Annotated in this window: 12 protein-coding genes; 5 read left to right on the forward strand and 7 right to left on the reverse strand. The window is 63.5% G+C overall.

The features are described 5' to 3' along the window. The first annotated feature begins 331 nt into the window (after positions 1 to 331). A complete protein-coding gene (locus HU720_RS22140) occupies positions 332 to 3,160 on the forward strand; it encodes an HD domain-containing phosphohydrolase (protein WP_186522927.1) in 2,829 nt (942 codons plus the stop codon). 6 nt (positions 3,161 to 3,166) lie between these two features. Here HU720_RS22140 and HU720_RS22145 read toward each other — a convergent pair whose 3' ends face one another. Beyond that, on the reverse strand, positions 3,167 to 3,604 hold the full coding sequence (locus HU720_RS22145; RefSeq protein ID WP_186522935.1) for a multidrug/biocide efflux PACE transporter: 438 nt from the start codon (positions 3,602 to 3,604) through the stop codon (positions 3,167 to 3,169). A 92-nt stretch (positions 3,605 to 3,696) separates the two neighbouring features. On the opposite strand from HU720_RS22145, the gene HU720_RS22150 reads away from it, so the two are divergent. Further along, on the forward strand, positions 3,697 to 4,551 hold the full coding sequence (locus HU720_RS22150; RefSeq protein ID WP_186522937.1) for a LysR family transcriptional regulator: 855 nt from the start codon (positions 3,697 to 3,699) through the stop codon (positions 4,549 to 4,551). Positions 4,552 to 4,870: 319 nt separating this feature from the next. On the opposite strand, the gene HU720_RS22155 is transcribed toward HU720_RS22150, so the two are convergent. Further along, the gene (locus tag HU720_RS22155) at positions 4,871 to 5,455 is read right to left on the reverse strand and encodes a TetR family transcriptional regulator (RefSeq protein WP_186522939.1); all 585 of its coding nucleotides are present in this window, start codon (positions 5,453 to 5,455) and stop codon (positions 4,871 to 4,873) included. A gap of 134 nt (positions 5,456 to 5,589) precedes the next feature. Between HU720_RS22155 and HU720_RS22160 the strand changes: the two genes are divergently transcribed. After that, positions 5,590 to 6,777 carry an MFS transporter gene (locus HU720_RS22160; RefSeq protein WP_186522941.1) on the forward strand — a complete coding sequence of 396 codons (1,188 nt, stop codon included), beginning with the start codon at positions 5,590 to 5,592 and terminating at the stop codon, positions 6,775 to 6,777. On the opposite strand, the gene HU720_RS22165 is transcribed toward HU720_RS22160, so the two are convergent. From HU720_RS22165 to HU720_RS22175, 3 genes are all read right to left on the reverse strand, one after another. After that, entirely contained in the window at positions 6,774 to 8,000 is a 1,227-nt protein-coding gene (locus HU720_RS22165) for an MFS transporter (RefSeq protein WP_186522943.1), read from the reverse strand. The genes HU720_RS22160 and HU720_RS22165 overlap by 4 nt on opposite strands. Positions 8,001 to 8,262: 262 nt before the next feature. After that, entirely contained in the window at positions 8,263 to 9,288 is a 1,026-nt protein-coding gene (locus HU720_RS22170) for an LLM class oxidoreductase (RefSeq protein WP_202883587.1), read from the reverse strand. Positions 9,289 to 9,310: 22 nt separating this feature from the next. Beyond that, positions 9,311 to 9,946 (reverse strand): glutathione S-transferase family protein, encoded by a 636-nt coding sequence (locus HU720_RS22175; RefSeq protein ID WP_186522947.1) that lies wholly within the window; start codon positions 9,944 to 9,946, stop codon positions 9,311 to 9,313. Between the two features lie 122 nt (positions 9,947 to 10,068). Here HU720_RS22175 and HU720_RS22180 point away from each other — a divergent pair, with 122 nt between their 5' ends. Together HU720_RS22180 and HU720_RS22185 are read left to right on the forward strand one after the other, a co-directional pair. After that, positions 10,069 to 10,959, forward strand: a complete 891-nt coding sequence (locus HU720_RS22180) for a LysR substrate-binding domain-containing protein (RefSeq protein ID WP_186522949.1) — start codon at positions 10,069 to 10,071, stop codon at positions 10,957 to 10,959. 78 nt (positions 10,960 to 11,037) lie between these two features. After that, on the forward strand, positions 11,038 to 11,580 hold the full coding sequence (locus HU720_RS22185) for an AAA family ATPase (RefSeq protein WP_186522951.1): 543 nt from the start codon (positions 11,038 to 11,040) through the stop codon (positions 11,578 to 11,580). A gap of 10 nt (positions 11,581 to 11,590) precedes the next feature. On the opposite strand, the gene HU720_RS22190 is transcribed toward HU720_RS22185, so the two are convergent. Together HU720_RS22190 and HU720_RS22195 are read right to left on the reverse strand one after the other, a co-directional pair. Then, positions 11,591 to 12,931, reverse strand: coding sequence for a hypothetical protein (locus HU720_RS22190; RefSeq protein ID WP_186522953.1), 1,341 nt, complete (start codon positions 12,929 to 12,931; stop codon positions 11,591 to 11,593). Positions 12,932 to 13,063: 132 nt separating this feature from the next. Continuing rightward, a complete protein-coding gene (locus HU720_RS22195) occupies positions 13,064 to 13,573 on the reverse strand; it encodes a ProQ/FinO family protein (protein WP_186522955.1) in 510 nt (169 codons plus the stop codon). Between the last annotated feature and the right edge of the window lie 260 nt (positions 13,574 to 13,833).

Here is a 13,833-nt window from a genome sequence, read left to right on the forward strand (position 1 = left end):
GCGCAGCAGCCCTGAAAACCCAAAGGGCTGCTGAGCAGCCCAACGCGGGACAAGCCCGCTCGCCACAACTCTCTATCATTCCCCACAGGATTGGGTCCAACCACATGGCCTCTGTGGGAGCTGGCGAAGCCTGCGATGAGGGCGGCGCAGGGACCACGCTTTAACCCAGCAACGCTAAAGCTTTCACCCGCGCGGGGCCACTATGTGGCCAGCCGCGCTGCAGGTTCTCCCAGGCTGATTACACTGTTCAAACCGCCACACATGGAGTACCTGGGATGGGCTGCGTGTCGATGGACCTTTTAGCAGTCGATGCTGCCGTGAGCATCCGGCAATGAAACGTGGCATATCACTGCAACTGGTGGTGGCACTGGCCATTGTGCTGGGCATGCTGCTGCTCGGCAGCGTGCTGGCCTGGCAGGGCTATCGCGGGCTGCGCCAGACCTTGGTCACCGCAGCAGGCGATGGCGCCCAGCAGGTCGGCAAAACCATCGAGGAACGCGCCAGGCGCCTGGTCGAGCCGGCCCAGAGCAGCATTCGCCTGCTGGCGTTCAACCCGCCGGCCAGCGACCTGCAACAGCGCCTGCAACGCTTGCCGCAACTGGTCGAAACCCTTAATGCCAACCGCATGCTCAGCGCCGCCTACCTGGGTTACCCCAGTGGCGATTTCATGCTGGTGCGGCGTCTGCGCGCCCCGCAACTGCTCGAACGTTTCGCAGCGCCTGCCGGCACCGTCTTTCTGGTGCAAAGCGTAAGTCATGGCGCCGACGGCTCGATACTGGGCGAGTGGCGCTTCTACGACCGTGCACTGAACCTGCTTGCCACTCAGCTCAAGCCCGACTACCGCTACGACCCACGCACCCGGCCCTGGTTCAGCCAGGCCAATGCGCAAGCCGGCACTGTGCTGACCCGACCCTATGTGTTCTTCACCACCGGTGAAATCGGCCTGACCATGGCCCAGCGTAGCGCCGATGGTGCCTCGGTGATCGGCATGGATGTCTCGGTCAACGACCTGGCCAGCGAAAGCCGTGACCTGCGCATCACCCCTGGCACTGAAATCGCGGTGGTGGACGGGCAGGGCAGTGTGGTGGCCTACCCGGAACTTGAGCGGGTGATCGTGCGTGACGGCCGCACGGTGCGGCTGGCAAATATCAGTGCGCTGGGTATTCCCAGCCTAGCGCAGTTGTACGCCAACCCACCCCAAGGCTCCCGGCCACGGCCCTTTGAAGTGAACGGCCAGCACTGGTATGGCATGCGCGTGCCATTGAACCTGGCCGGGCAGGACCTGCAGGTGCTGATTGCGGTGCCTGCGCACGAACTGCTGGCCGAGGCGCGCAAGGTGCTGCTGGACCAGTTGCTGTGGATTGCGGCGCTGATCGCCGTGCTATTGATGCTCGGTGGCCTGCTTGGCCAGCGCATAGGCCGGCCGCTGCGGCAATTGGCCGACCAGGTGCGGGGCGTTGCCGGGTTCGATTTTGCGCGCCAGGTCGGGGTGGTATCGCGGGTCAGTGAGGTCGGGGAACTTAGCCAGGCGCTCGGGCGCATGTCTGCAACCATTGGCAGCTTCCAGGCCATCACCCTCACGCTGAGCCGCGAGAGCCATCTGGAACGCATGCTCGACGGTGTGCTCGGGCATTTGGTGACGGCTGCCGAGGTGAGTGCGGGCGCGGTTTATCTGCTCGATGACGATCACGCCCAGTTGCGCCTGGCCGCTGCCTGCCATGGCGATGGCTACCCCAGCGAACTTGCCGTTTGCCAAGGCGCGCAACACGATCTGCCGGCGTTGGTCAGCGAGGCGTTGGGGCTGCAAGGGCGCAGCCTTGCTGTGGTGCTCAACGACCGTGACCAGGCTTTGCTCGGCATCCTGATTCTGCAACTGGAAAACGGTGCGGCGGTGGGTGAGCCGTTCCGACGCTTTGTCGAAGAGCTGTCCGGTGCAGCCGCCGTGGCCATCGAAACCCGGCAACTGGCCGAAGCCCAGCAGCGCCTGCTGGACGCCCTGATCAAGCTGCTGGCCGATGCCATCGACGCCAAGAGCCCCTACACGGGTGGGCACTGCGAACGCGTGCCACAACTGGCGCAGCTGCTGTTGGACCAGGCAGTGCAGGCCGACAGTGGCCCCTACGCAGGCTTTGCCATGACTGAGGCCGAGCGCTACGAATTCCATGTCGCCGCCTGGCTGCATGACTGCGGCAAGGTCACCAGCCCCGAGTATGTGGTGGACAAGGCCACCAAGCTCGAAACCCTCTACAACCGCATCCACGAAGTGCGCATGCGCTTCGAGGTGCTCGGCCGCGATGCGCAGATCGTCTACTGGCAGGGCGTGGCGGGCGGCGCCGATCAGGCCGCCTTGCAAACCACGTTGCAGTGCTGCCAAGCCCAATTGCAGGCCGACTTTGCCTTTGTCGCCAACGCCAATATTGGCGGCGAGTTCATGGAGCAGGCGGATATCGAGCGCCTGCAGCAGATCGGCCAGCGCTGCTGGCTGCGCCATTTCGATGATCGCCTGGGGCTTTCCCGTGACGAGCAGGCGCGCCTGGCCGAGCTGGCGGTGATGCCATTGCCTGCTACCGAGCTGCTATTGGCCGACCGCCCCGAACACCGCGTTCCCTGGGGCTCGCGCAAGCCGCCGGTTGCGGCGGACGACCCGCGCAATACATGGGGTTTCGACATGCGCCTGCCGGCTTATGCCAGCGATGCCGGCGAGCTGCACAACCTGTCGATTCGGCGCGGCACACTCACTGACGAAGAGCGGTTCAAGATCAACGAACACATCGTGCAGACCATCATCATGCTCAGCTCGCTGCCGTTCCCTCGCCAACTGCGGCGAGTGCCGTCAATTGCTGGCAACCACCACGAGAAGATGGACGGCAGCGGCTACCCCAGGCGCTTGGGTGAAGAGGCGTTGAGCATCCCTGAACGGGTAATGGCGATTGCCGATATCTTCGAGGCCCTGACCGCAGCGGATCGCCCGTACAAGGCACCAAAAACCTTGTCGGAGTCGGTGAAGATCATGGCCTTCATGGCCCGCGACCGGCACATCGACGGCGAGTTGCTGCGGCTGTTCCTCAGCAGTGGCGTCTATCGCCACTATGCCGAGCGGTTTCTGCGCCCCGAGCAGATCGACGAGGTGGATGTGGCGTACTGGCTGGGGCAGTTTTGAGCCCCCTCAGGCCGCTAGCCTGCGCCGTTGCAGCTGGTAGCGGGCCTTGTCGAAGCCCCAGTTGTAGAGCACCGTGTACGGCAGAATAAATACGAAGAAACCCGCTTCCAGCATGAATGCCTGCACCGCCGAGATATCCAGCATCCACATCGCCAGCGGCAGGCACAGGGCGATGATGCCGCCCTCGAAACCCAGGCCATGCAGCAGCCTTGCGCGCCAGCTCCAGGTGTTTCGCTCGCTGTCGATAAAACGGTCGACAAGTGCGTTGTAGAGCATGTTCCAGGCCATTGCCACCAGCGAAATCACCAGCGCCAGGGCGCCAGTGGTTTGCATCGGCTTGTCGAATATCCAGGCCATGATTGGCGCCGACATCACCACGGCACCGATCTCGTAGCCAGTGGCGTGTACCAACCGCTCAAACAACGACATTGCTTTGTGTTTCATGATTGCACCTGAGGCCATCCAAACGATGCTTCACATGGTCGTTGATTGAATCGATACTGAACACATAGCAGCCATCGGTTTTATCAATACCTATGCGGTACTCTCCCGAATCCCTCGTTGCCTTCACCCAAGCCGCCTGTCTGGGCTCGTTTTCAGCTGCGGCACGCAAGCTGAACAAGAGCCAGTCGACGATCAGTATCGCGATTGCCAACCTGGAGGCCGATATCGGCCTTCAGTTGTTCGACCGCGGCGGCCGCCACCCCGTGCTCAACGAGGCTGGGCGGCTGGTCCTGGCGCGGGTCGATGAGATCCTCGCCGCCAGCGAGCGCCTGGATGCCCTGGCCATGCGCCTGACCGCGCAGGTCGAGCCGCTGTTGTCGGTGGTGATGACCGATATCTACAGTTTGGTGTTCTTCGGTGACGTGGCCGCGCGGTTTGCCGATAGATTCCCGGACACCGAGCTGCGCTGCGGGCCCTCGGAAGACGCTGATGTGATCGACCTGATCCAGACCGGCCAGGTGCACCTGGGCATCTTGGTGGCGCAAAAGAGCTACCCCGCCGATGTCGCGGCGGAGCGCCTGGCGGTGCAGGCACAATTTGCCGTGTACGTGAGCGCCAGCCATCCGCTGGCCGCAACTGGGCAGGCCACGCGCCGTGAGCTTGAGGCGCAGCGGCAGCTGTTCATTCGCACCTACGTCGGCGGCGCAGCGCCGTCCAGCAGCCAGGCCTGGTCGGCGCCGGATTACCTGACGTTGATGGAGTTTGCCGCCCGCGGTTTTGGCTGGGCGGTGCTGCCTCGTGAACTGGTGGCACGGTTTGGGCAGGGGCTGGTGGAGCTGAACGTGCGGAGTTATCCGCGTAGCGTCGATATTGACGTGGCCTGGTCCCGGCGCAGCCCGTTGGGGGTGGCGGGGCAATGGTTGGTGGGGGAGGTGATGGGGAGTTAAAACCAACCCGTTCGCCATAAGGCCAGGAAACAGGTGTGGGAGATACGTTAGTGCCGCGCTGGCCTGTTCAGACCTCATCGCAGGCTATCGCCAGCTCCCACGCAGGCCCTGCTCAACCGCAACGTTGCTGGTGGGACCCAATCCTGTGGGAACTGACAGACAGTTGTGGCGAGCGGGCTTGTCCCGCGTTGGGCTGCGCAGCAGCCCCTTGGGTTTTCAGGGCTGCTGCGCAGCCCAACGCGGGGCAAGCCCGCTCGCCACAAGGGAGCTCGCCACATGGAGATATGTCTGGCGAGAACAGGCCTGCACAAAACGGGCCTCAATGCTCGCGCAACCCCCGCAGCAGCAACCCCAACGCAGCAATCGCCTGCTCAAGCCGCGCCGCCCCATGCTCGCCGTCGGCAATCCATACCGCAGCCTCGGACAAACTGCCATAAACCAGCGCCGCCAAGGCCTCTGGATCGGCCTGGGCAACCACGCCCTGGGCCATCAGTTGCTCAAGCAACCGCCGCAGCGACTCCACACACTGGCGCTGCGCCTCAGGCGTCACACCGCCCAGTACGGCCTTGGCATCCCGTAGAACCAACCGTTGGATATCCGTCTCCAGCGCCATCTCAAGATAGGCTCGGCAGCGCGTGGCAAAGCCTTCCCAGGCGCTGGCAGCGGTGTCTGAAATAGCCTGCAAGCGTGCATCCATCTCGGCATCGATCTGCTCGACCACGGCGGCCAGCAGGCCCTTCTTGTCACCAAAGTGGTGATACAGCGCACCACGGGTCAGGCCGGCCTGGGCTGTCAGGTCGTCCATCGAGGTTTCTGCATACCCGCGTTCGCTGAACACCTTGCGGGCGGTGGCGAGCAAAGCGGCTCGGGTTTCCTGCATCTCTGCACGGGTGCGACGAGCCATTGGCTCACTCCTTGGACTGGCAACTTGGCGATTTACATACGAAGCGTATGAATATACGCTGGCATTCATACGCAGCGTATGTATTTTCCATCTCAGCGCAACGTCCTTGCAAGCTGGCAGTTCAGGAGATTCAGATGGCCACCCCTTATCGCGCGCTGTTTCGCGCACCCGGCAGCAAAGCCTTTTGCCTGGCTGGCCTGATTGCCAGGCTGGCGTTGCCGATGACCGGCATCGGCATCATCACCATGCTGTCGCAGTTGCAGGGCAGCTATAGCCTGGCTGGCATGGTGGCGGCCACATTCGTGCTCACCTACGCGCTGCTGTCGCCGCAGCTGTCGCGCCTGGTCGATCTATATGGCCAGCGCCGCGTGCTGCCAGTAGCCACGGCCATCAGCGCGCTTGGCTTGCTGCTGCTGGCGGCAGTTTCCTGGTGCGAGGGGCCTGTCTGGGGCCTGTTCATTGGCGCCGTGCTGGCTGGGTTCATGCCCAGCGTGTCAGCCATGGTGCGAGCGCGCTGGACGGTGCTCTATCGCGGCCAGCCGTGCCTGCAGACCGCCTATTCACTGGAGACGGTCCTGGATGAGCTGACCTTTATCGTCGGGCCGCCGCTGGCCGTCGGGCTGGCGGTGGCGGTGTTGGCGCAGGCGGCGGTGCTGGGTGCTGCCGTGTTGTTGGTAATCGGTGTTTGCGCCTTGCTGGTTCAGCGCAGCACCGAACCCGCTGTCGAGCCTCGGCAAGCCGCCAGTGCGCGCCCAGCCTCGGTGATCGGCCTTGCCAACGTCAGGCTGCTGGCGCTGCTGATGGTTGCGATGGGGGTGATCGTCGGTACCGTAGACATCACCAGCGTAGCGTTCGCCGAGCAGCTTGGCCGCCCGGCTGCTGCCAGCCTGGTGCTGTCGGCTTACGCGGTGGGTTCTTGTGCCTCGGGCCTGCTGTTCGGGGCGCTGGTGCTCAAGGCCCCTTTGCCCCAGCAATTGCTCTGGGGCAGCGTGGCCACTGCCTTGACTACCTTGCCGCTGATGCTGGTGGGCAGTATTCCAACGCTGGCCAGCGCAGTGCTGATCGCCGGGGTGTTCTTTGCACCGACCATGATCGTGGCGATGACCGTGATCGAGCGCTTGGTCCCTGAGCAGCAAGTCACCGAGGGCATGACCTGGCTGCTGGCGGGGCTGAATGTCGGCGTAGCGCTGGGTGCAGCGCTATCCGGTCAACTGGTCGATCATGCGGGTGTGCGGGCGGCCTTCAGCCTGGCGCTGGGCGGCGGCGGCGCGGTGCTGCTGATGGCGCTGCTGGCGTGTCTGCGCCTGCGCAGGCTTGTTTAGCAGGGCTGGGCGGCAAGGCTGTTGGTGACCTTGCGGCCCAGTACCAGCACCGTGGCAAAGCCGCAGCCGACCAAGGCCGTGGCCAGGCTCAGCAGTACCGCGCTGCCCATCTGGTCGACGATCTGCCCGCCGAAGAACGAGCCCAGCGCGATAATCACCTGGAACAGCGCCACGAACAGCGGCATGCCGCGCTCGACATCCTTGGGCGCGACGATGAACATCCAGATGCTTGCGCAGGCCGGGAAAGCACCGAAGGCAAAGCCCCACAAGGCGATCAGCATCGCCGCGCCGGTCATGCTGGTTGCGTAGTAGGGGAACAGCGCGGTGCTGATGCCGATCATCAGCGCCACCAGCATCAAGGTGTGGCGCACGCTGCGGTTGGCGGCGAAGCCTGCGAAGATATTGCCGATCACCCCGGCAACGCCGTACAGCAGTAACAGCGAGCCGATGGTCGGCCCGTCAAAGCCTGCGCTCTGCTTGAAGAACGGCGCCACGTAGGTATACGCGGCAAAGTGCGCAAGGCCGATCAGCAACACTGCAATCAGCCCGACGCGAGCTTGCGGGTTGATGAACAGCGCGGGCAGGTCACTGATGCGGATGGCCTTGTCCGGGGTCAGCCGCGGCAACAGGAAGATCTGCGCCAGCAACACCGGGATGCCCACCAGGGCTGTGACCAGGAAGGTCATGCGCCAGCCCATCAGGCCACTCAGCCAGGTGCCGACCGGCACACCGAGCACGGTGGCCAGGGTCACGCCGACCATGATGATCGAGGTAGCCTGTGCCACCCCTACGCCCTTGGGCGCAAGGCGGCCGCTGAGGGCGATGGCAGTGGCCCAGAAACCGCCAATGCTGACGCCCAGCAATACCCGCCCGAGCAACAGCAGGTTGAAGTCGCTGGCATAGGCCACGGTCGCGTTGGCGATGATCATGATCAGCGTCAGGCCGATCAGCAGGTAGCGCCGGTCCATCGCACCGATGCCGACCGACAGCAGCGGGGCGGCGAGGGCGGCCATGATGCCGGGCAAGGTGACCATCAGCCCGGCATGCCCGGCACTGATGCCAAGGTCGCGGGCAACGTCGTTGAGTACGCCCACCGGCAGAAATTCGCTGGTAACGAGGGCGAAGGCGCCCACGGCGACCGAAAGAATCGCCAGCCACTGCTGGCTGACGCTCTGTTGATCATGTTGGGGACGGCCTTGTGTGGCCTGGCTGGCGCTTGGCATGGTGCTGGGTTCCAAGGAGGGACTGTCGCCTGAAACAGGCGCAAGAAGCGGGGGAGGAAAGTTGACGGCGATTATAGAGGCCGGTTTTGCCGGCCCGACAGGCGAGCCGTTCGATAGTAATCATCGATGGCATCGATAGGAATGTGCACTTAGAGCCCGATGGCTTGCCCGGTTTGGCCCTTGCGTCGTACGGCGGGGCTGGCTGCCATCAACGCAGGCCAGCCCCCTCGGCACGCTGCCAACGCATGCCTTGCCGCGTCATCTACCAGGCTTGCGCATGCGTCGCTGGCCCTGCCAGCGACGGAAACAGCGGTAACACCTCATCAGCAAGCTCTTGAATGATCTCCATCGGTGCACGTTGCGCCATCTGGATACCCAGCGCCGCGTGGTTGACGCCCGCCGAGCGCCACTCGTTCAGCAAGTCGATCAGGCCGTTTCGGCCAGTGCGTAATACGTAGCCGCCCTGCAGGGGGGTACGCGGGAGGTTCGGGTTTTCATCCAGGTCGATCCATTCATTGGTGACATGGGGCCGGAAGCCTTCTGCGGGGATGTTGGCGCGCCACGCCTGGATTTTTTCGGCCAGGCGCCGGGGGCCGAGGCTGTTGTGTGTCGCATCGGGGTAGGTAATCCAGCCATCGGCCTGCTCGCCCAGCCACTGCAAGGACTGGCGAGACGAGCCGGTCACCAGTAGTGGTACGCGGCCGGCAACGGGCTTGGGCAACAGCTCGGCGCCCTCTAGTTGGCCCAGCGGCGAGCTGATTGGCGCCGGTCGCGCGGCCAGCAACTGGCGGAAGTAATCCACGCTTTGCGCAAAACGCTCGCCACGGCTGCCGTGGTCCAGGCCATAGGCCGGAAACTCGACAGGGCGATCACCCGAGGCAATGCCTAGCACCAGGCGCCCACCAGAAAGGCAGTCGAGCGTGGTAGCGGCTTTTGCCAGGTCTATCGGATGGCGCAGGGCGAAGATCGCGCTGCCGGTGGCGAGGCTGATCCGTTGGGTATGGGCGGCCAGGTACGCCAGGTAGGTAAAGGGGTCGAACACCTGGCCTGCATCCCCGAACGCAGGGTCGTACAGCGGCACATCACGCACCCAGGCCGCCGCGAAGCCCAATTGATCGATCTTGCCGACCAGTTCAGCCTGCCTGGCCAGCACGCCCATGTCACCGTCATAGAAGCGCAGCGGCATGAACAAGCCCAAGGTCAACTGACCTTGGCCGAACATGCGTCGATAGCCCGGATGCTGGGCGAAGGCATCGGCGTTGGCGCCTTTGGTATTGAAAGAGGTCATGTCCATTCCTTGGGGGCGGGGCTCAGGGGCCGGTGGCGGGGGCAGGCAGACGAAGGCCGCGCTGCACTGCGGGGCGCTGTTCCACTTGCCTGAACCAGCGGGAGAGGTGTGCATGGCCACTGAAGTCAAAGCCCACCAACGCTGCAATATGCAACCAGGCGAAGCTTGCGATATCTGCAATGGAGTAGGTGTCGGCGGCCAGCCAGGAGCGGCCGGCAAGCCGCTGGTCGAGAATGCCGAAAGCGTGTTCGGTCAGGTTGCGGTAACGCTGTTGCGCCGAAGGGTCAGGCTGGCTTTCGAAGCAGTCGAAGTGCACGCGCTGGCCAAGCAACGGGCCCATGCTGGCGCTGTGATACATCAGCCAGGTAATCGCCTCCCAACGAGCCTGCGGGGCTTGTTCAAGCAACTGGCCGCTGAGCTGCGCCAGGTACAACAGGATCGCCGCTGATTCGAAGAGCACGATGTTGGCGCTCTGGTCCACCAGAACCGGTATCCGGCCCGCTGGGTTGAGCGCGAGAAAGTCTGCGTGGTGGTGGTCACCACGGTCGATGTTTACATGGACGAGGCGGTAGGGCAGCCCCATTTCCTCAAGTGCAATGGTGATCTTGAAGCCATTGGGGGAGCTGTCGGTATAAAGGACAAGTGTGGGGTCGTGCATCGGTCACCTCAAAAAAACTAAACCAGTGTTGTACAAGCTCCCGCTATGCTATTGGCCATATAAGGGCCTGACTAACGATCCTTTCAGGCGCTAGGTTTAGTTTTTCTAAGGTTGGTAGCGTTATGGGTGCAGTACTGCCATTGCTCGCACTGCGGGCCTTCTGCGAAACAGCTCGGCTGGGCAGCCTTAAAGCCGCCGCCGAGCGCATGGGCGTGACTGCCGGCGCCGTCAGCCAGCAGATACGCCTGTTGGAGGAGCGCCTGGGCGTGATCCTGTTGACCCGCAACCGCTATGGTGTGCAGCTCACCGAGGCCGGGGAGGTGCTGTACCCGGGCTTGTCGCGTGGTTTTGGGCAGATCGAAAGCGCGCTTCTCGACCTTGATGCGCTGACGCGCGCCGCCACCCTGACCATCACCACCCAACCCTCATTCGCCGCCAGTTGGCTGGTGCCCCGGCTGGCGGCGTTCAAAGCCCTGTACCCCGAGATCGAGGTGCAGGTGCAGGCAACGTCCGAGCTTGTCGACCTGCACCGCAGCCAGGTGGATATCGCGCTGCGTCATGGCCTGGGTGAGTACCCAGGCCTTGAGTCGACGAGGCTGCTGGCGCCGGTGCTGCTGCCGGTGATCAGCCCTCGCTTGCTCGCAGAAGGGCCGGCGCTGCAGGCCCCGCAGGGCTGCCTTGAGTACCCGTTGTTGCAAGATGCCGAGCGTGCCGACTGGACGCTGTGGTTGCAGGCCCATGGTGTTCAGCCCGACAGTCGAAGCCGTCGGGGGCCGAGCTTTGACGAAGATATGCTGTTGCTGCGTGCGGCGGCCGATGGCCAAGGCATCGCGCTGGTCCAGGCGCAACACGCTGAAGATGACCTGCGCAGCGGCAGGTTGGTGGTGGCTGTGGATCGCCCATGGCCGTCACGCTTTGCCTACTACCTGGTTGCGCGCAAGCAGAGCCTGCAGCGGTGGCCCGTTCAGGTGTTTGCCCAATGGCTTGGCACGCAGGTCGCAAGCGAGTCATAGCGTGCTGGTTGACGCAAGCAATCCCTCCCGTACAATCGCGCCCCCCAAAATCAGTACGCATGGCTAGAGGGAGCATCAATGCAACGGGTGATGATTGTGGGTCAGCCTGGCTCTGGAAAAAGCACCTTGGCACGCCAGTTGGGCGAGCGCACGGGCTTGCCGGTGGTGCATATCGACACCATTCATTGGCAACCGGGTTGGGTCGAGCGTAGCCCGGATGAAAAGACGCGGCTTTGCCATGAAGTCGAAGCCCGCGAGCGCTGGATTTTCGAAGGCGGGCATTCAACGACCTGGGATAACCGCCTGGCCCGGGCTGATACGTTGATATGGATCGACCGTTCGGCGCCGCTGCGGTTCTGGCGTGTCTTGCTCAGGACCGCGCTGAACCGTGGACGTTCGCGGCCGGACTTGCCGAGCGATTGCCCGGATCGGCTGAGTAGGCTGCCAGAGTTCTACGGCTTCATGTGGCGCACCAGAACCTCGGCACGGGCAAAAATGAAGCAACTTGCGGAACAGGCGCCGCCGGGCTGCCGGGTAATCCACCTGCGCTCGAACCGCGATGCCGAGGCGTTTCTGGCAAGCATTGGCGCGTCAGCAGACGCGGTTCGGCAACCTCGATAGAGGCCCCTTATCAGCCGCAGGCCCAATCCAGCTCCATCTTCAGCAGATCAAGTTGCGCGTTGCCGCTGCCAAAATTGAACCCGCCAAAATGCTCCTCGAACTCAAGGTAGAAGGGGCTGAACTGCGGGTAGCTCTGGATCGGGAACATGGTGCCGCCCAGGTGAGTGCGGCCATCGAACTGTGACAGGCCAAGCGCATTGCCTTGCTCGGTGAAGGCGGGTACGTAGCCGCTGTCCTTGCAGTCGTCTTCCCACTCACGCGGCGGCTTGCCGACATTCGGGTCGCCTTCGCGCAGCTGTGCGCTGATGGCAAAGGCGCTGTCAATTCCTGCTGCCGGGCCGTCACCGGGCAACCAGTCAAACGCAGGGGCGCCTGGGTTGCGCACCTTGTCGTAGCCCAAGTACTGGGCGTAGCTCTGTTGCAGCCAACCCGGCGGCGGGCCGAGCAAAGGGTTATCTGCCAGTGCCGGTGGCTGGCAGATATCGCCATTGAACTGCGCTTCGGTCAGCCATATGGCGGCGTACTGCGTGCCGAGGATATCGACCATGTCGAAGCGCATGGGGTGGCGGGCGCGGCGATGCTCCCAGAACGGCAGCAAGGCGGGGTCGCGTACAGGCTCGTCCGACAAGTCGCTGGCGAAGAACGCCTCGACTGCCGCGCTGCTGGACAGCTCTTCGAACTGGTCATCGACGAACAGGCTCAGCGCCACGTATTCCTCGCCTTGAACGCGGTACTGCACGGGTATTTTCAGCGTAAAGGCGTGGCGCAAAGGGTAACCGTAGTGCTTGCTCAACGGCCATTGCTGCTGGCTGATGCCTGGCGGCAAGCCCAGGCTCCAGCCGCCCGGCCACTGTACGCCGCAAGTGCTTTTAGGCTGTAGGCACTGCGGTGCGCGTAGCAAGTCGTAAGCGGTGTTCAGGTGAGGGTCCGCCAGCAGCTTTTCCGGCTCTGGGTATACAGCATCCGGCTGGCTGAGCTGCAGGGCGCCGATGTGCTGGTCGATTATTCGCACCAGCAGGTCAAAGCCTTCGCTCGTCTGGTCGGCGTATTCGGACCACTCGCCGAGTTCGGGGTGGTGGGGTAACGGGCGTAGGGTTGGGCGTGCCGCCCTGGCAGCAACCAGCGACATGCCGATGTGCAACCCTTCGATCATGACCGTTGGCGCAAGGTTTCTGTTGAAGCTGACTTTGCCGAGCTTGCCGGCGACATCGACCTGCGCGCTGAACCCCTGTCGGTGCGTGCCTGGTACACAGCCGTAGCCGTCCGGGGCTGCCCATTTCTTACCCATTGCAGTGGCGAGGGCCTCGACGGGCAGCAGAGGGCGTAGGGCGGCGATTCGGGCGACTTTCATGGGGCTGCATCCTTGAAATTCAGGCAGCGCTAGGCCTGATGGGTTCATCCATGGAGAGGTGGTGCAGGCGCCGCGATGGGGCCGGGCGGTGCGCCCAGCGCCATCGTTCGGGCTTTTAGCTGCGGGACTGTATTAGTCGCAAGCGGGTTGCGCAGCAGCATCGGCGGCCGGCGCGGCAACACTTGCCTTGGCTTTGGCGCGATTGCGGCGGTCTTGACTGCGCTGGCGCGAGGCCTGTTGCTTGGCGTGCAGCGCTTGTGCCGCAGTGACGCTGCCAACGGGTTGGCCGTTAAGGTCCAGACGCGGCGCGTCTTCTACCATGCTTGCCCAGTAACGGCTGCCGCGGCACCAGGTCGAGATGCCCAGTTTGAGCTGCTCGCGGGTGATGCCGAGCAGTTCGAGGTGTTGCTCGGCATCTTTGAAAATGCCTTCTTTGAGCGGCACCTTGGGCGCCGGGTTGACCGGGAACGCCAGGGGGAAATGCTTCTGCAAAGGCCAGATTGCAGCGACCGCCGGATCTTGCTCACGGGGCTTGGCCTGCGGCGCGGGTTTGCGCTTGGGAGGCTGCGGGCTAACGGCCTTTGCCTGGTCTTTTTCAGCCCGCAGGCGGTCACGTAGCTCAGCTAGTTGTTCAAAACCCATCGTTCAATTCACTGCTTCGAAGTTGTTTGCGTGGCGCAAGGATATGCCATACAGCGCTTCTGAGCAGCTTAAACAGGACGAATCGTTGTAGTTTTCGTGACACGCCGTGACTTGGGGGCGGTGAAAACGGCTTGTGGCCGGCGTGGGTCGGGCCTGGGCCAGCGCCCAAAAACTCACCAGGCCGCTCTCATAGAACAAACGCTAACTGACTGATTTACATCGAAACGTGGGAGCGGGCTTGCCCCGCGATAGCGATAGCA

The sequence above is a fragment of the Pseudomonas sp. SWRI51 genome (genome assembly GCF_014268825.1).
In the GTDB taxonomy this organism is placed as follows: Bacteria; Pseudomonadota; Gammaproteobacteria; order Pseudomonadales; family Pseudomonadaceae; genus Aquipseudomonas; species Aquipseudomonas farsensis.

Bases quoted from the DNA above. Each gene is read 5' to 3' on its own strand.
- HU720_RS22140 (WP_186522927.1), top strand. From the start codon at position 332: ATGAAACGTGGCATATCACTGCAACTGGTGGTGGCACTGGCCATTGTG.
- HU720_RS22145 (WP_186522935.1), bottom strand. From the start codon at position 3,604: ATGAAACACAAAGCAATGTCGTTGTTTGAGCGGTTGGTACACGCCACT.
- HU720_RS22150 (WP_186522937.1), top strand. From the start codon at position 3,697: ATGCGGTACTCTCCCGAATCCCTCGTTGCCTTCACCCAAGCCGCCTGT.
- HU720_RS22155 (WP_186522939.1), bottom strand. From the start codon at position 5,455: ATGGCTCGTCGCACCCGTGCAGAGATGCAGGAAACCCGAGCCGCTTTG.
- HU720_RS22160 (WP_186522941.1), top strand. From the start codon at position 5,590: ATGGCCACCCCTTATCGCGCGCTGTTTCGCGCACCCGGCAGCAAAGCC.
- HU720_RS22165 (WP_186522943.1), bottom strand. From the start codon at position 8,000: ATGCCAAGCGCCAGCCAGGCCACACAAGGCCGTCCCCAACATGATCAA.
- HU720_RS22170 (WP_202883587.1), bottom strand. From the start codon at position 9,288: ATGACCTCTTTCAATACCAAAGGCGCCAACGCCGATGCCTTCGCCCAG.
- HU720_RS22175 (WP_186522947.1), bottom strand. From the start codon at position 9,946: ATGCACGACCCCACACTTGTCCTTTATACCGACAGCTCCCCCAATGGC.
- HU720_RS22180 (WP_186522949.1), top strand. From the start codon at position 10,069: ATGGGTGCAGTACTGCCATTGCTCGCACTGCGGGCCTTCTGCGAAACA.
- HU720_RS22185 (WP_186522951.1), top strand. From the start codon at position 11,038: ATGCAACGGGTGATGATTGTGGGTCAGCCTGGCTCTGGAAAAAGCACC.
- HU720_RS22190 (WP_186522953.1), bottom strand. From the start codon at position 12,931: ATGAAAGTCGCCCGAATCGCCGCCCTACGCCCTCTGCTGCCCGTCGAG.
- HU720_RS22195 (WP_186522955.1), bottom strand. From the start codon at position 13,573: ATGGGTTTTGAACAACTAGCTGAGCTACGTGACCGCCTGCGGGCTGAA.